General features: G+C 53.5%; 31 protein-coding genes. All 31 read left to right on the forward strand.

What is annotated here, in order from left to right; all coding sequences use genetic code 11:
- On the forward strand, window positions 1-121 hold a 121-nt coding region (locus tag GX030_07325; GenBank protein NLV92185.1), incomplete at its 5' end, for an elongation factor Tu.
- Between the two features lie 202 nt (window positions 122-323).
- Complete coding sequence (gene rpsJ / locus GX030_07330; GenBank protein ID NLV92186.1) at window positions 324-635, forward strand: 30S ribosomal protein S10; 312 nt, start codon at window positions 324-326, stop codon at window positions 633-635.
- Between the two features lie 48 nt (window positions 636-683).
- Window positions 684-1,316, forward strand: coding sequence for a 50S ribosomal protein L3 (gene rplC, locus GX030_07335; protein NLV92187.1), 633 nt, complete (start codon window positions 684-686; stop codon window positions 1,314-1,316).
- 86 nt (window positions 1,317-1,402) lie between these two features.
- Window positions 1,403-2,029, forward strand: a complete 627-nt coding sequence (gene rplD / locus GX030_07340; GenBank protein ID NLV92188.1) for a 50S ribosomal protein L4 — start codon at window positions 1,403-1,405, stop codon at window positions 2,027-2,029.
- The gene (gene rplW, locus GX030_07345) at window positions 2,029-2,316 is read left to right on the forward strand and encodes a 50S ribosomal protein L23 (GenBank protein NLV92189.1); all 288 of its coding nucleotides are present in this window, start codon (window positions 2,029-2,031) and stop codon (window positions 2,314-2,316) included. The genes rplD and rplW overlap by 1 nt, the downstream gene beginning before the upstream one ends.
- Window positions 2,317-2,367: 51 nt before the next feature.
- A complete protein-coding gene (rplB, locus tag GX030_07350) occupies window positions 2,368-3,195 on the forward strand; it encodes a 50S ribosomal protein L2 (GenBank protein NLV92190.1) in 828 nt (275 codons plus the stop codon).
- 134 nt (window positions 3,196-3,329) lie between these two features.
- The gene (gene rpsS, locus GX030_07355) at window positions 3,330-3,611 is read left to right on the forward strand and encodes a 30S ribosomal protein S19 (GenBank protein ID NLV92191.1); all 282 of its coding nucleotides are present in this window, start codon (window positions 3,330-3,332) and stop codon (window positions 3,609-3,611) included.
- 37 nt (window positions 3,612-3,648) lie between these two features.
- The gene (gene rplV, locus GX030_07360) at window positions 3,649-3,987 is read left to right on the forward strand and encodes a 50S ribosomal protein L22 (GenBank protein ID NLV92192.1); all 339 of its coding nucleotides are present in this window, start codon (window positions 3,649-3,651) and stop codon (window positions 3,985-3,987) included.
- A gap of 4 nt (window positions 3,988-3,991) precedes the next feature.
- Window positions 3,992-4,651, forward strand: coding sequence for a 30S ribosomal protein S3 (gene rpsC / locus GX030_07365; protein ID NLV92193.1), 660 nt, complete (start codon window positions 3,992-3,994; stop codon window positions 4,649-4,651).
- A 5-nt stretch (window positions 4,652-4,656) separates the two neighbouring features.
- Window positions 4,657-5,091 (forward strand): 50S ribosomal protein L16, encoded by a 435-nt coding sequence (gene rplP / locus GX030_07370; protein ID NLV92194.1) that lies wholly within the window; start codon window positions 4,657-4,659, stop codon window positions 5,089-5,091.
- The gene (gene rpmC / locus GX030_07375; protein NLV92195.1) at window positions 5,081-5,281 is read left to right on the forward strand and encodes a 50S ribosomal protein L29; all 201 of its coding nucleotides are present in this window, start codon (window positions 5,081-5,083) and stop codon (window positions 5,279-5,281) included. Before rplP ends, rpmC begins: the two co-directional genes overlap by 11 nt.
- An 82-nt stretch (window positions 5,282-5,363) precedes the next feature.
- Window positions 5,364-5,567: a 30S ribosomal protein S17 gene (rpsQ, locus tag GX030_07380; GenBank protein ID NLV92196.1), complete on the forward strand. Its 204-nt coding sequence runs from the start codon at window positions 5,364-5,366 to the stop codon at window positions 5,565-5,567.
- Between the two features lie 44 nt (window positions 5,568-5,611).
- Window positions 5,612-5,980 carry a 50S ribosomal protein L14 gene (gene rplN, locus GX030_07385; protein NLV92197.1) on the forward strand — a complete coding sequence of 123 codons (369 nt, stop codon included), beginning with the start codon at window positions 5,612-5,614 and terminating at the stop codon, window positions 5,978-5,980.
- Window positions 5,981-6,003: 23 nt separating this feature from the next.
- Window positions 6,004-6,327 (forward strand): 50S ribosomal protein L24, encoded by a 324-nt coding sequence (locus GX030_07390; GenBank protein NLV92198.1) that lies wholly within the window; start codon window positions 6,004-6,006, stop codon window positions 6,325-6,327.
- A 22-nt stretch (window positions 6,328-6,349) separates the two neighbouring features.
- On the forward strand, window positions 6,350-6,892 hold the full coding sequence (gene rplE / locus GX030_07395; protein NLV92199.1) for a 50S ribosomal protein L5: 543 nt from the start codon (window positions 6,350-6,352) through the stop codon (window positions 6,890-6,892).
- A gap of 69 nt (window positions 6,893-6,961) precedes the next feature.
- Window positions 6,962-7,147 carry a type Z 30S ribosomal protein S14 gene (locus GX030_07400; protein NLV92200.1) on the forward strand — a complete coding sequence of 62 codons (186 nt, stop codon included), beginning with the start codon at window positions 6,962-6,964 and terminating at the stop codon, window positions 7,145-7,147.
- Window positions 7,148-7,177: 30 nt separating this feature from the next.
- Window positions 7,178-7,576, forward strand: a complete 399-nt coding sequence (gene rpsH / locus GX030_07405) for a 30S ribosomal protein S8 (protein ID NLV92201.1) — start codon at window positions 7,178-7,180, stop codon at window positions 7,574-7,576.
- 142 nt (window positions 7,577-7,718) lie between these two features.
- Window positions 7,719-8,258 carry a 50S ribosomal protein L6 gene (gene rplF / locus GX030_07410; protein ID NLV92202.1) on the forward strand — a complete coding sequence of 180 codons (540 nt, stop codon included), beginning with the start codon at window positions 7,719-7,721 and terminating at the stop codon, window positions 8,256-8,258.
- 79 nt (window positions 8,259-8,337) lie between these two features.
- The gene (gene rplR, locus GX030_07415) at window positions 8,338-8,694 is read left to right on the forward strand and encodes a 50S ribosomal protein L18 (protein NLV92203.1); all 357 of its coding nucleotides are present in this window, start codon (window positions 8,338-8,340) and stop codon (window positions 8,692-8,694) included.
- Window positions 8,695-8,717: 23 nt separating this feature from the next.
- Window positions 8,718-9,221 (forward strand): 30S ribosomal protein S5, encoded by a 504-nt coding sequence (gene rpsE / locus GX030_07420; GenBank protein ID NLV92204.1) that lies wholly within the window; start codon window positions 8,718-8,720, stop codon window positions 9,219-9,221.
- 27 nt (window positions 9,222-9,248) lie between these two features.
- Window positions 9,249-9,437 carry a 50S ribosomal protein L30 gene (gene rpmD / locus GX030_07425; GenBank protein NLV92205.1) on the forward strand — a complete coding sequence of 63 codons (189 nt, stop codon included), beginning with the start codon at window positions 9,249-9,251 and terminating at the stop codon, window positions 9,435-9,437.
- A gap of 32 nt (window positions 9,438-9,469) precedes the next feature.
- Window positions 9,470-9,913: a 50S ribosomal protein L15 gene (gene rplO, locus GX030_07430; GenBank protein ID NLV92206.1), complete on the forward strand. Its 444-nt coding sequence runs from the start codon at window positions 9,470-9,472 to the stop codon at window positions 9,911-9,913.
- Entirely contained in the window at window positions 9,914-11,182 is a 1,269-nt protein-coding gene (gene secY / locus GX030_07435; protein NLV92207.1) for a preprotein translocase subunit SecY, read from the forward strand. It abuts the gene before it with no gap.
- A 60-nt stretch (window positions 11,183-11,242) separates the two neighbouring features.
- Window positions 11,243-11,923 carry a nucleoside monophosphate kinase gene (locus GX030_07440; GenBank protein NLV92208.1) on the forward strand — a complete coding sequence of 227 codons (681 nt, stop codon included), beginning with the start codon at window positions 11,243-11,245 and terminating at the stop codon, window positions 11,921-11,923.
- Window positions 11,924-11,943: 20 nt separating this feature from the next.
- Window positions 11,944-12,696, forward strand: a complete 753-nt coding sequence (gene map, locus GX030_07445; protein ID NLV92209.1) for a type I methionyl aminopeptidase — start codon at window positions 11,944-11,946, stop codon at window positions 12,694-12,696.
- A 44-nt stretch (window positions 12,697-12,740) separates the two neighbouring features.
- Window positions 12,741-12,998: an RNA-binding protein gene (locus GX030_07450; GenBank protein ID NLV92210.1), complete on the forward strand. Its 258-nt coding sequence runs from the start codon at window positions 12,741-12,743 to the stop codon at window positions 12,996-12,998.
- Window positions 12,999-13,001: 3 nt separating this feature from the next.
- Entirely contained in the window at window positions 13,002-13,220 is a 219-nt protein-coding gene (gene infA, locus GX030_07455; GenBank protein NLV92211.1) for a translation initiation factor IF-1, read from the forward strand.
- Between the two features lie 19 nt (window positions 13,221-13,239).
- A complete protein-coding gene (rpmJ, locus tag GX030_07460; GenBank protein NLV92212.1) occupies window positions 13,240-13,353 on the forward strand; it encodes a 50S ribosomal protein L36 in 114 nt (37 codons plus the stop codon).
- Window positions 13,354-13,369: 16 nt separating this feature from the next.
- Entirely contained in the window at window positions 13,370-13,738 is a 369-nt protein-coding gene (gene rpsM, locus GX030_07465; GenBank protein NLV92213.1) for a 30S ribosomal protein S13, read from the forward strand.
- Window positions 13,739-13,759: 21 nt separating this feature from the next.
- Window positions 13,760-14,155: a 30S ribosomal protein S11 gene (gene rpsK / locus GX030_07470; GenBank protein ID NLV92214.1), complete on the forward strand. Its 396-nt coding sequence runs from the start codon at window positions 13,760-13,762 to the stop codon at window positions 14,153-14,155.
- A gap of 125 nt (window positions 14,156-14,280) precedes the next feature.
- On the forward strand, window positions 14,281-14,910 hold the full coding sequence (gene rpsD, locus GX030_07475; protein NLV92215.1) for a 30S ribosomal protein S4: 630 nt from the start codon (window positions 14,281-14,283) through the stop codon (window positions 14,908-14,910).
- Window positions 14,911-15,047 lie beyond the last annotated feature (137 nt).

Below are 15,047 nucleotides of genomic sequence, written 5' to 3' on the forward strand. Positions count from 1 at the left end.
CAACGTAACCATCGGTGGCGAACTGATTGCCCCGATTGCGATGGAGGAAGGCCTGCGCTTTGCGATTCGTGAGGGTGGCCGTACCGTCGGTGCCGGTGTAATCACCAAGATTATTAGCTAGGTGAAAATCACCCAATAGGTGAGATTGCTTTAACTAGATTCGGGGGGACATCGACTCCCCCCATCGCAATGTTAGGACAGTTACGAAGGCATGGGATGGTTGCCTTTGTGGGCGATGAAGTGGGAGGTTGCCGACAGGTCTGCCGGGGAATTTCCATGGAGCTAGTCCGACACGATTCGGGCGAGAAGGGAGGGTTTTGCCGATGGCTGCAAAACAGAAGATCCGCATTAGGTTGAAGGCCTTTGATGTAGGGCTGTTGGATTCCTCTGCGAGCAAGATTGTGGACACTGCTAGCCGGACCGGGGCCAAGGTATCGGGACCGATTCCTTTGCCAACGGAGCAACGGATTTTTACAGTGTTGCGTTCGACGCACATCCACAAGGATTCCCGTGAGCAGTTTGAAATGAGGACTCACAAGCGCCTGATTGATATCTTGAATCCAACACCAAAAACCGTTGATGCGTTAATGCGTCTCGACCTACCGGCTGCTGTAGACATTGAAATCAAGTTGTAGTACTTAGCCTGCGTCGGTGAGTCGGTTCGTCAGAGGGAGGTGTAACAAGTGCCTAAGGGTTTGATTGGTCGTAAGTTGGGGATGACCCAAGTGTTTACCGAAAATGGTGAGCTGTTGCCGGTCACCGTTATTGAAGTCACCCCAAACGTTGTTGTGCAAAAGAAGACCACAGCTACCGATGGATACGAAGCCGTTCAGCTCGGATATGGCGAGAAGCGGGAGTCGTTAATCAACAAGCCGCTGAAAGGGCATTTGCAGAAGGCAGGTGTGAAGTCTGTTCGTCGCCTGCGGGAGTTCCGGGTTGAGGATTCTCCAGAGATGCAGGCCCTGAACGTGGGCGATACCATCGGAGTGGACATTTTCTCTGAGGGTGACCGGGTCGATGTGACTGGCACCACCAAGGGGAAGGGTTTTGCCGGGGTAATCAAACGCCACAACTTCCGGCGTGGTCCCATGGCCCATGGTTCTCGGTATCATCGCCGTGTGGGTTCCTTGGGAGCCGTTGGTCCGGCCAGAGTGTTTAAGGGTCGTAAGCTCCCGGGTCGCATGGGTGGCGTGAAGAGAACCATCCTTGGTCTTGAGGTAGTGCGGGTTGACTCTGAGCGCAACCTCTTGTTAGTCAAGGGCGGTATTCCCGGTATCAGAGGTTCCTATGTTACCGTGCGTGCTACTGTGAAGTAGCGTCGCCGAGATGCGATATTTTCCGTTGTAGAAAATCTGCAATGAGATAAACGAGAGAAGTTCCTAGAGAAAGGGGGCTTTTTCCAATGCCAGAAGTAGCCGTGTATAACATGGAAGGTCAAGAGGTTGGTACCGCTAATCTGAACGAGAAGATTTTCGGGGTAGAGCCGAACCATGATTTGATGCACCGCTATGTTGTGATGTACTTGGCCAATCAGCGGCAAGGTACGGCAGCAACTAAGACCAGGGCTGCAGTTCGGGGCGGTGGTCGCAAGCCCTGGAGACAAAAGGGTACCGGTCGGGCACGGCAGGGAAGTATTCGGGCGCCGCAATGGGTTGGCGGTGGTGTAGTTTTTGGTCCTCAGCCCCGTGATCATCGGCAGAAGATGCCGAAGAAGGCCCGGCGCAATGCACTCCGGTCGGCACTATCGGCTAAGGCACAGGGCGAGCGAGTAATTGTGCTCGACAAGTTGACCTTCCCTGAGCCCAAGACCAAGGCCATGTTGACTGTACTCGGTAATCTGAACATCGCAGATGGAAAAGCACTTGTAGTTACTGGTGAGCCGGATCGCACAGTGGTGCTGTCTGCTCGCAATCTTCCCAAGGTAGAAGCCAGAATGGCCCTGGACCTGAATGCCTATGATGTCCTCAACTACGACTATGTAGTATTCACCCAGGGGGCCTTGGATAAAATCGAGGAGGTGCTTGGCTAGTGGCAGATCCTCGTGATATTATTAGACGTCCGATTATTACTGAGCGAAGCACGGACTTGATGGCTGACAACAAGTACACCTTTGAGGTTGATCCGAAAGCCAACAAGTACCAAATCAAACAGGCCATTGAAGAGATTTTCGACGTAAAGGTCGTTAAGGTTAACACCATGCGACATCAAGGCAAACTGAAGAGAATGGGACGCTTTGTAGGGCGGCGGCCGGAGCGTAAGAAGGCCATTGTCACCCTGCAACCCGGTGATCAGATCGAAATCTTTGAGGGCCTCTAAGTCTCGCACCAGCAAAGTAGCTAAATTGCGAGGGACAAAGGAGGGATAACAGTGGCGGTAAAACAGTTTAGACCTACAACTCCCAGTCGGCGGACAATGACGGTCAACACTTTCTCTGAGATTACCAAGTCTGAGCCTGAAAAGTCCTTACTGGCACCGTTAAATAAGAGCGGTGGTCGCAATGCCAGTGGTCGCATTACCAGCCGGAATCGTGGGGGTGGCCACAAACGGAAGTACCGAATTATCGATTTCAAGCGGAATAAGGACGGCATCCCGGCTAAGGTAGCAGGCATCGAGTACGATCCTAACCGTTCCGCTCATATCGCGCTGCTGCATTACGTAGACGGTGAAAAGCGCTATATTCTAGCACCCCTTGGGTTGCAGGTGGGCGATATCGTTGAGTCTGGCCCTGAGGCCGACATTAGGGTAGGTAATGCACTGCCTTTGGAGAATATTCCCGTTGGTAGTGTTGTCCACAACATTGAGCTGCAGCCCGGTAAGGGCGGTCAGCTGGCCCGTTCTGCCGGCACCTCTGCTCAGTTGATGGCTAGGGAAGGGCGCTACGCAACCTTGCGTTTGCCTTCCGGCGAAATTCGGATGGTCTTGGCTACTTGCCGGGCTACCCTCGGACAAGTGGGGAACGTAGACCATGAGAACCTCACCGTTGGTAAGGCAGGACGCAGCCGCTGGCTGGGGCGTCGGCCTCGGGTCCGCGGTGTAGCGATGAACCCCGTCGATCACCCCCATGGTGGTGGAGAGGGTAGGGCACCAATTGGGCATCCTTCACCCTTGACTCCTTGGGGTAAGCCGACCCTTGGTCAGAAGACCCGGAAGAAGAAGGAGTCGGATAAATACATCGTTCGGAGACGGAAGAAGTAGTGATAGGCGCTTTACCGGCCGTCAGCATTGGGTGGTTCTGAAGCAGTGCCACTATGGCGGCCCACCGCGCACTGTCTTGATAGTCGGATAGAAGATAACAGCCAAAGGTGAAATGAAGGGAGGCAATGCTGCAGATGAGCCGTTCCCTAAAGAAGGGGCCATTTATCGACGATCATTTGCTCAAGAAGATTCAGGCGATGAATGAAAAGGGCGAGAAGCGAGTGATCAAGACTTGGAGTCGTCGCTCGACCATTTTCCCAGAACTTGTTGGGCATACTATCGCTGTTCATGATGGCCGAAAGCATGTACCGGTTTACATCACGGAGGATATGGTAGGTCACAAGTTAGGAGAGTTTGTTCCTACTCGGACCTTTAGAGGCCATGCTGGAAGTGAAAGGGCCAGCAGGGTACGTTAACTGGGTGAAGCTGGTGTAGTTAGGAGGGTTGAGATTTATGCAGGCACGTGCAGTAGCGAAATATGTGAGAATATCGCCGCGCAAGGCCCGTCAAGTAGTTGACTTGATCCGAGGCAAGAGCGTCGACGAAGCGTTGGCGATCCTCCGCTTTACACCCAAGGGAGCGTCCACAGTGGTAGAGAAGCTGTTGCGGTCGGCAATGGCAAATGCGGAGAATAACTACGATATGGACGTAGATAGCTTGTACGTGGCAAGGGCTTTCGTAGACCAAGGGCCGACGATGAAGCGGATCAGACCCAGGGCCAGAGGAATGGCGGATCGGATTCGCAAGCGGAGTAGCCATATCACAGTGATTTTGGAGGAAAAGGAGGAATAACTGCGTGGGTCAGAAAGTGAATCCGATTGGATTCCGGGTCGGTGTCATTCGAGACTGGGACAGCAAGTGGCATGCTAATCGCAAGAGCTATGCCGAGTTCCTCCACGAGGACCTGAGAATCCGCAAGCTGATCAAAGAGCGATTCTACACGGCCGGGATCTCCAGGGTAGAGATCGAAAGGGCAGCCAATCGCGTCAAGATCAACATCCATACCGGTAGACCGGGAATGGTGATTGGTCGAGGCGGCTCGGAAGTGGATAAGTTGCGCAAGGATCTGGAAAGTGCCACCGGCCGGCAGATTCAGATCAATATCGTCGAGGTTAAGCGTCCGGAAACCGACGCACAATTGGTAGCAGAGAATATTGCCTTTCAGCTAGAGCGGCGCATTTCCTTCCGAAGGGCAATGCGACAGGCTCTGCAACGGGCAATGAACTTAGGTGCAAAGGGTACTAAGATCGCAGTAGCTGGAAGGCTTGGCGGAGCGGAGATTGCTCGTACTGAGTGGATCTCGGAAGGAAGTATTCCGCTGCATACCCTTCGCGCTGATATCGATTATGGCTTTGCCGAAGCCAATACTACCTATGGCAAGATCGGAGTCAAGGTTTGGATTTACAAGGGCGAGGTTTTGCCTGGAGGCGGCGAGGCGGCAGAAAGGGGTAGGTAGTCACTATGCTGATTCCAAAAAGGGTTAAGCGCCGAAAAGTTCAGCGTGGTCGGATGAAGGGTAAGGCCTACCGCGGTTCCGCAATCAGCTACGGCGACTATGGCCTACAGGCGTTGGAGCCGGGGTGGATCACCAGTAATCAGATCGAGGCCGCTCGTATTGCTATGACTCGGACCATTCGTCGGGGCGGTAAGGTATGGATCAAGATTTTCCCCGATAAGCCCGTTACCTCTCAACCGGCTGAGACGCGGATGGGTAAGGGTAAGGGAAGCCCGGAATACTGGGTTGCTGTAGTAAAGCCTGGTAGAGTGATGTTTGAAATCGCTGGTGTGTCTGAAGAATTAGCTCGGAGAGCGATAACAGCAGCAAGCCATAAGCTTCCAATTAAGTGTAAGTTTGTAGCTCGAGAGCAGGTAGGTGGTGAGACCAGTGAAGGCTAAGGAGATGCGTAATTACACCACTGCGGAACTGGAGAATAGACTTACCGATCTGAAGGAAGAGCTGTTTAATCTGAGATTTCAGCACGCCACTGGGCAGTTGGATAATCCCATGCGTTTGAAGGAAGTACGTCGGGACATCGCCCGCGTCAAGACTATCCTACGGGAAAGAGAGCTAAAGCTGGCTCGATAGCAGCGAGCGAGGAGGGTTGTAAGTGGCAGAAGCTGAGCGTGCATTGCGTAAGACACGTGTCGGAGTTGTTGTCAGCGACAAGATGGATAAGACCGCTGTCGTTTCCGTTGAGCGATTGGTTCGACACTCGATGTACGGCAAGATTGTGAAGCAGACAGAGAAGTTTAAGGCCCACGACGAGAATAACGAGGCTCGTGAAGGCGATCGAGTAGAAATCATGGAGACTCGGCCGCTATCGAAGACCAAGCGGTGGCGAATTGTCCGGATCGTGGAGAAGGCCCAATAACTCGAATTGTTACCAACTATGTCCGGGAAGGAGGGTGTGCATCCATGATTCAGCAAGAGAGCAGATTGAAGGTGGCAGACAATTCAGGGGCTAGGGAACTGTTGTGTATTCGGGTCCCCGGTGGTTCCGGTCGCCGTTATGCCCGGATTGGAGACGTAATCATTGCTACTGTCAAAGAGGCTACGCCCGGGGGCGTGGTAAAGAAGGGCGACATCGTTCGGGCGGTTGTGGTCCGCACCAAGAAGTCCATCGGAAGGCCCGATGGTTCCCACATTGGTTTTGACGATAACGCAGCGGTTATCATCGATGCTCAGGGGAATCCCAGGGGCACCCGGATTTTTGGTCCGGTAGCCCGTGAGTTGCGGGAGAAGAATTACATGAAGATTGTCTCCCTGGCTCCTGAGGTACTGTAGGATTAGGGAAGGAGGTCATTGCCGTGCCCGGTAAAGTGCATGTGCGGAAGGGTGACACTGTCAAAGTCATCGCGGGCAATGAACGGGGTAAGACTGGCAGGGTCCTGCGGGTCATCCCCAGCGAGAATCGGGTTGTAGTCGAAGGGCTGAATATCCGCAAGAAGCATGCCCGTCCTACGAGAACGGATCCCCAGGGAGGAATTGTCGAAATCCCCGGCCCGATTCACGCTTCGAACGTTCAACTGGTATGCCCGAGCTGTAACCGAGCTACTCGCATCAAGCGAGAGCGAGGCCAGGACGGGAAGGTTAATCGGATCTGCAAACATTGTGGAAAATCTGCTGATTAAGTTGTGAGGGGAGGGAAGCGCGTTGGCTGCTCGGTTAGAAGAGAAGTACAAGAAGGAAGTAGTACCGCAGCTTCTGGAACAGTTCAAGTATGAAAACATCATGATGGTCCCGACGGTAACCAAGGTCGTTCTGAACATGGGACTCAGCGATGCGGTGACCGATGCTAAGGCTCTGGAATCTGCCGTTAGAGACTTGACGGTGATTTCCGGTCAGAAGCCGGTGATTACCAGAGCGAAGAAATCCGTTGCTGCCTTTAAAATCCGTACAGGGATGCCCATCGGCTGCAAAGTAGACCTGCGCCGAGACCGCATGTGGCATTTTCTCGATAAATTGCTTAATGTCGCACTGCCTCGAATTCGCGACTTTAGGGGAGTCTCCCCGGAGTCCTTTGACGGCAGAGGCAACTATTCCCTAGGAATTAGGGAACAACTGATCTTCCCGGAGATCAATTATGATGACATCGATAAGGTACGGGGCATGGACATCGTGATCGTAACATCGGCTAAGACCGATGAGGAAGCCTACGCACTCCTGAAGCACTTGGGAATGCCCTTTAGGCAATAGACCCTGGTCCAGGGGCGGATCAGGCGTTGTTGGCCCCGATGAGAAAAGCCTTTGATAAGGAGTGAGAACGTGGCAAAGAAGTCTATGATCAACAAGGCGGCGAGACCTGCGAAGTTCAGCACCCGAAGGGTCAATCGTTGCCGGATCTGCGGACGGCCCCGGGCATATATGCGTAAGTTTGACATGTGCCGTGTTTGTTTCCGAAGTTTGGCCTCTAGGGGTCAAATTCCGGGGGTAACCAAAGCAAGTTGGTAAGAATGTCCTGAGGAAGGGGGTTAAACCTTTATGGTGACTACGGATCCGATCGCTGATATGCTGACCCGGATTAGAAATGCGAATTCGGTGTTTCATAACAGCGTAGATATACCTGGCTCCAAGATGAAGTTGGCTCTGGCGAAGCTTCTCAAAGATGAGGGATATATCAAGGATTATCGCTGGATCGATGACGGCAACCAGGGGCTTATCCGAATTTATCTTAAGTACACTCCGGACAAAGAGAGAACCATCTCTGGATTGAAGCGGATCAGCAGACCCGGTCGACGGGTTTACGCCAAGCACGATGAAATCCCGAAGGTACTAGGTGGTTTGGGAGTAGCTGTTGTGTCCACCAGCCAGGGCTTGATGAGCGACAGAGAGGCCCGGAAGGCAGGGGTGGGAGGCGAAATCGTCTGCTTCGTTTGGTAATATGTCCGGTCAGGGCTTGAGTCGACGGATGTCTCCAGGAATTGTTGCCAGCGGAGGCGGAGTTCCACGTCCGTAAGGCGTCAAGGTTTAATCGATGAAGCAGCGGAGAGACTTTAGCTTTGACAGGGAGGAGGGGACAAACGTGTCCAGGATTGGTAAGATGCCGATTCCAGTACCGGCAGGAGTTACAGTAAACATAGATGGCAATGTTGTTTCCGTCAAAGGGCCAATGGGTGAGTTGACTCAGGAGTTTCATCCGGCCGTGAGCATCGAGCAGGATGCAGATAATGCTTTGGTGGTTTCCAGAGCCTCGGATGAGAAGGAGCACAAGGCACTCCATGGTCTAACTCGCAGCCTCATCGCCAACATGGTCGAAGGGGTTACCAAGGGATACACCATTAATCTCGAGATCATCGGTGTGGGATATCGAGCCGCGCTGCAGGGGAAGAAGTTGGTGCTCAGCATGGGCTACTCTCACCCTGTAGAGATTGACCCAGCTCCGGGAATCGAATTTGAGGTACCGGCTCCGACGCGGATCACCGTGAAGGGGATCGACAAGCAGCTGGTAGGCCAAACCGCAGCAGACATTCGGGCTGTACGGCCGCCTGAGCCCTATCTTGGCAAGGGAATTCGATACGCAGGCGAGCATGTCCGCCGCAAAGCTGGTAAGGCCGGTCGGTAGAGCCTAACAATCATCGGTTAGTGCCGATAGTGTTGGCCCATTGGGAAATAGTAAGTTCGGCAACGAGAGGTGAAATCAGATGGCAAAGAATAGCCGTGCGATGGAGCGGAAGCGCCGTCACGTTCGGGTTCGGACCAAAATATCCGGTACGGCGCAGAGGCCTAGGCTCAATGTTTTCCGCAGCCTCCGCCATATTTACGCACAGGTGATCGATGACGTTGCTGGGCATACCCTGGCGGCAGCGTCGACATTAGAGCTGAAGGATCTAGAGAACACGGGTAACAAAGAAGCTGCAAGGGCTGTCGGCGAGCTAGTCGCGAAGCGAGCTTTAGAGAAGGGCGTTTCCGAAGTGGTATTTGACCGGGGCGGTTTTATTTACCATGGCAGAGTTGCGGCTCTGGCGGAAGGTGCCCGGGAGGCAGGCCTGAAGTTCTAAAGAGAGAAAGGGGGCGTAATGTCTTGGCAAGAAGCTTTAGACCAAGAGAGACCGAATTTGAAGAGCGAGTCGTAAGCATTAATCCGGTTTCGAAGACTGCTAAGGGTGGCCGGACCCGCAGCTTCACCGCACTAGTTGTGGTCGGTGATGGCAAGGGCCGGGTCGGTGTCGGACTCGGCAAAGCGAAGGAAGTGGCAGAGGCCATTCGGAAGGGGAGCGAACTGGCCAAGAAGAACTTAGTAAGGATCCCGCTGGTGGGTACAACCGTTCCCCACGCGGTGACTAGTAAGTTCTGTGGTGCGCAGGTGTTCTTGAAGCCCGCGGCCCCGGGAACCGGTGTTATCGCTGGAGGTCCCGTTCGTGCCGTCTTGGAGACCGCCGGTGTTAAGGACATTTTGACCAAGTCACAGGGGTCAAACAACCCCATCAATGTGGTGAAGGCTACCTTGAAAGGACTTCAGTCGATGAAGACCCTTGAGGGAGTTGCCCGACTGCGCGGCAAGTCGGTGGAAGAGATCCTAGGCTAAGAAGGTGCCGTGTTGGGAGGGAAAGATATGGCCGAGAAAAAGTTGAAGGTAACTTGGAAGAAGAGCGCCATTGGTTTCGCTCAGGACCAGAAGGATACCATTAAAGCCCTTGGCTTTCGCAAGCTGCAATCCACGGTCATACATGAAGATACCCCGGCAATACGGGGAATGATCCGTAAGGTTGCCCACTTAGTCGAGGTGGAAGAACTCGATTAGCTCAAGGTGATGGTTAAGAGGAGGTGGCAGGTGTGAGGCTACACGAACTAAGACCCAGTTCCGGAGCAAGGACAAGAGCGAAGAAGAGAGTAGGTCGCGGGATAGGTTCCGGTTGGGGGAAAACCGCTGGCAAGGGACACAAGGGACAGCTGGCTCGTTCCGGAGGAAAGGGGCCGGCCTTCGAGGGTGGTCAGACTCCGCTGGTGCGACGATTGCCGAAGCGGGGATTCAAGAACTTCCCCTTCAAGAAGGAGTACGCAACGGTTAATGTGTCCGAACTGAATCGGTTCGAGGAAGGGACTGTTGTCACCCCCGAGGTCTTGATGGAATCCGGCCTGATCCGCAAGATTCAGGACGGAGTTAAGATCTTAGGCGATGGTGCGCTACAGACTCAGCTTACGGTAAAAGCCCATAAGTTCTCTAAATCAGCCGCTGAGAAGATTGAGGGAGCCGGCGGTAAGATCGAGGTGATCTAGATGCTAGATGCCCTCCGAAATGCGTGGCGGATTGCGGATCTACGGAAAAAGATCCTCTACACCGTGGGACTGCTCGTGATTTATCGTTTGGGATCCTATGTACCGGTGCCAGGAGTGGACGCTAACCTCTTGGCATCGCGTCTCGATATGTCGGGTGGCAACATTTTCGGCTTTCTTGACCTATTTGCCGGAGGAGCCTTCTCCCGATTTTCGGTTTTTGCAATGAATGTCGGGCCCTATATTACCAGCTCGATTATCATTCAATTGTTAACCATTGTGGTTCCCCAGCTTGAGCAGTTAGCCAAGGAAGGGCCGGAAGGGCGACGCAAGATCTCTAACTACACTAGATACGGTACCGTTGTCTTAGCGTTGATTCAGGGGTTTGCGGTTACGGTTACCGCCCGGGCCTATGGAGTTATTGCTAATCCCGGAGCTTTCACTACCCTGTTGATTGTCGTCACTTTGACGGCGGGAACAATGTTTGTGGTGTGGTTGGGAGAGAAGATTTCCGCAAAGGGAATCGGAAACGGCATTTCTCTAATTATTTTCACCGGAATTGTCGCCAGAATTCCCGGGGAACTGTACACTGCCATCCGAGGTATCGGAGTCGGCGCCTTGAGTGCCATTAGTGTGATCGTCTTCCTGGTGCTGTCCTTGGTGGTCATCGTTGGCGTGATCATGATTCAGCAGGCGGAAAGGCGGATTCCTGTACAGTATGCCAAGCGGGTCGTAGGCCGGAAGATGTATGGTGGGCAAAGCACCAACATCCCGTTGAAAGTGAACCAGGCCGGTGTGATCCCAGTTATCTTCGCATCATCGGTTCTGACCTTTCCCTTGACCTTGGCTCAATTCATCCCGGCGATTGAAGGTGTGAATCGATTCATCGGCTACGGAACACTGGGTTATAATATCCTGTATGCTCTGTTGGTGTTCTTCTTTACATACTTTTATACAGCTGTCACGTTTAACCCCATTGAGGTTGCGGACAATCTGAAAAAGTATGGCGGGTTTATTCCCGGGCGTCGGCCTGGGCGACCCACGGCTGAATACCTAGACAGGGTTTTGACCAGGATCACCTTTGCCGGTGCTATTTTCCTCACGGTGATTGCGTTGCTACCAAACGTCGTGTCTGCGGTGACTCGGATACCGACCACCATCATGAGTTTCGGTGGCACTAGTATGTTGATTATGGTTGGTGTGGCGTTAGATACAATGAAGCAGATCGAGGGCCAGCTATTGCTGAGACATTACGAAGGCTTTATGAAATAGAGGTTCTCAGCCATTGCCAAAGGTGGTCCGTGGAGGCTAAGGAAGAGGGAGTATCTGAGCATGAAGTTGGTGATCACAGGTGTTCCCGGCTCCGGCAAGGGAACCCAAGCCAAGCTCATTTCCCAGGAGCTGCACATACCCCATATCTCCACTGGGGATATGTTTCGCAGAGCGATAGCGATGGGGACTGAGCTGGGCCAGCTGGCGGAGAAACTCATCACTAAGGGACATTTCATCCCTGATGAAGTGACTTTGGGAGTTGTCAAGGAACGCTTAGCAGAGCCCGATTGTGCCCATGGCTATATTCTCGATGGCTTTCCTAGAACTTTGGCGCAGGCAAAGGCTGCAATCAAAAGCCTGGAACCGGATTCAGTTATAGTCTTGGAGGTGCCACAGACTGCAGCGGTAGAGCGAATCGTGCAGCGGCTCAGTTGTCCGCAATGTGGCGGTGTGTTCAATCCCAGACTCCATGAAGTGGGCTGGGGTCAGCGCTGCCCCCACTGCAAGTCGACCCTGGCCAAGCGGGATGACGATACCGAGGCCATCGCCTTGGAGCGGATGGATGTCTACAATCGGCTGACCAAGCCGGCGGTGGAGTTCATGAAGCAGGCGTGGCCGACCATTGTCGTCGATGCCAGTCGGGCCATTGGAGAGGTCTTTGGAGACATCATGTCATCCCTATCGCCCAATGGTGTGGAGCCTCGCGTTGAGTCCGGTGCAACAGGAACGGCCCGAGATTAACTCAGTAAGTGAGGTATAGGATGATCATCTTAAAGTCTCGCAACGAACTTGAGAAGATGTGGAAAGCCGGCCAGGTAGTGGCTCAGGTCCATGAGTGGCTGCGAGAGGCCCTGCGGCCAGGCATTACTACCCGGCAGCTTGATGAACTAGCAGAGACTAAACTCAGGGAGTTGGGAGCTATTCCTTCCTTTCTGGGATACGGGGGATTTCCCGGTAGCGCCTGTATCTCCGTCAACGAGGAAGTAGTTCATGGCATACCGGGAGACCGGGTTCTAGAAGAGGGAGATATCGTCAGTATTGACGTAGGCGGAATCGTCGATGGGTATCACGGAGACGCTGCCCGGACTTGGCCTGTCGGCGAAGTTAGCGAAGAGGCTCAAAGGCTGATCGCCGACACAGAGGCAGCTTTGGAGCTTGCCATTGAGCAGGCCAGGATCGGCAACCGGTTAAGCGACATCGGTGCCGCAGTCCAGACCTATGCCGAGGCCAGAGGGTACGGAGTAGTGCGGGATTTCGTTGGTCATGGGATTGGGCGCTCAATGCATGAGGCCCCTCAGATCCCTAACTACGGCTTGCCGGGAAGAGGCCCTCGGCTGAAGGCCGGCATGACCTTGGCGATCGAGCCGATGTTGAATTTAGGTACTCACAAAGTTAGAGTTCTGGAGAATAAATGGACGGTAGTTACCGAGGACGGTGCGCTGTCGGCCCATTATGAAGATACAGTGGCCATCACTGTGGACGGACCATGGATTCTTACCAGACTGAAGAGTTAGTAGGTCGGGGGGTGCCTCTGGTGAAGCCACAAGTCGGTCAACTGGTGATGTCAACAGCCGGTCGTGATACGGGATGCAACTATATCGTTCTTCGATGTCTGGACGATCGTTATGTCTTAGTAGTTGACGGCGATAAACGGGTGGTGGCTAAGCCAAAGAAGAAGAACGTTCAACATCTGCAGGTGTCCGAGCACACTGATCGTGACCTGCAGGCCCGCTTGTTGTCTGGTGAAGAAGTCTCGGATGACCAGGTACGTGAAGTCTTGGAGCGGTTGACAACCAGCAGTAAGGAGGTTGACTAACGAGTGGCAAAACAGGATGTCATCGAAGTTGAAGGTACGGTAGTGGAGCCATTGCCGAATGCGATGTTTAGGGTCGAGCTAGAGAACGGACATGAGGTATTGGCACACATTTCCGGGAGGATGAGGATGCACTTCATTCGGATACTACCTGGAGATAAGGTGACCGTAGAGCTATCTCCATATGATCTGTCCCGGGGCCGGATTGTCTATCGGAAGAAGTAGGTAAAGGGGGTTTTACCGGGTGAAGGTTAGGCCGTCTGTGAAGCCGATCTGTGAAAAATGTAAAGTCATTAAGCGCAAAGGGCGAGTCATGATTATCTGTGAGAACCCCAAGCACAAGCAAAAACAGGGTTGATTGGAGGTGCATGAACTTGGCACGAATTGCCGGTGTTGATATACCGAGAGAAAAACGGGTCGTGGTTTCCCTGACCTATATCTATGGAATCGGTCGCGCCACAGCTGAAGAGATTATTGCAAAGGCCGGTATCGATGAGTCCACTCGGGTCAAAGACTTGACCGAGGAAGAGGCCAACCGTCTGCGTGAGATTATTGAGCATGACTACGTCATTGAGGGTGACCTGCGCAGAGAGGTAGCCCAGAACATCAAGCGCCTAATCGATATCAACTGTTATCGGGGAATCCGCCACCGCCGAGGCCTGCCAGTTCGGGGACAACGGACAAAGACCAACGCCCGTACCAGGAAGGGACCCTCAGGACGAGTTGGCGGTAGAAAACGGTAGAGAAGGAGGGTTTGCAAAGATATGGCTAGAACGAGACGCAGTACGCGGGTTCGTCGTCGTGAGCGCAAGAACGTGCCGTCCGGCGTAGCACACATCCGGTCCACGTTCAACAATACCATTGTTACCATCAGTGATCGCCAGGGTCAGGTGGTATCCTGGGCCAGCTCCGGTGGCCAAGGCTTTAAGGGATCTCGAAAGGGTACTCCCTATGCTGCTGGACTGGCTGCCGAGGCCGCGGCTAAGGCTGCTATGGAGCACGGTATGAGAGAAGTTGAGGTTATGGTCAAGGGGCCCGGTGCCGGTCGGGAGGCTGCCATCAGATCCCTCCAAGCGGCAGGACTTGATGTGACTTCGATTAAGGACGTGACGCCAATTCCTCACAATGGTTGTCGTCCGCCCAAGCGTCGGCGAGTGTAATCTAGAGCGATATAAAGACCAAGAATCGGCAAAACTAGAATTATGCCCGCTGCATTTTTGGTGGAGCGAGGGCCGATTAGGGTTTTGCAAATAGAGAGAGTGAAATTATCGGAGGTGTCAAACCCATGGCACGATACACTGGGCCTGTCTGTCGCCTGTGCAGACGGGAAGGTCAGAAGCTATATCTGAAGGGCGATCGCTGCTATACCAGCAAGTGCCCGATAGATAGACGTAGCTATCCCCCAGGGCAGCATGGCCAAGAACGCCGAGGCAAAATCAGCGAGTACGGCCTGCAGCTGCGCGAGAAGCAGAAGGTGCGTCGGATCTACGGCGTTCTGGAGCGTCAGTTCGCGGGGTATTATGAGAAGGCTACCAAGATGAAGGGCGTTGCCGGTGAGAATCTCCTGCAACTGCTGGAAACTAGATTGGATAACGTTGTTTACCGGATGGCCATTGGTGCATCCCGTGCCCAAGCCCGGCAATTGGTGATGCACGGTCACATTACCGTTAATGGTCGTAAGGTCGATATTCCCTCTTACCAAGTTCAAGTAGGGGATGTCATCGCGGTCAGGGAGAAGTCCCGGAATCTCGATATCGTTAAGGACAATGTCGAGGCGGCCCAAGGCAGAGCCTTGCCTAGCTGGCTAGAGGTGAATCTGGAGGATTTGAGTGCCCGTGTCGCGGCATTGCCGACTCGGGATCAGATCGATTACCCAGTCCAAGAGCAACTCATCGTCGAGTACTATTCCCGGTAATTGAAGTTCCCTCGCAAGGTAACCGTTGGCAAGATGGCAATGTCGGTGTGGTTGCCATCGCGCTGACTATGAAACCGGTTCTGCTCTGTGGGAAGGTTTGCGGCAGCCGAGGTAGCGAGCAGTTCGTGGGTAACCGG

This window comes from Bacillota bacterium, assembly GCA_012727955.1.
Lineage (GTDB): Bacteria > Bacillota > Limnochordia > DTU087 > JAAYGB01 > JAAYGB01.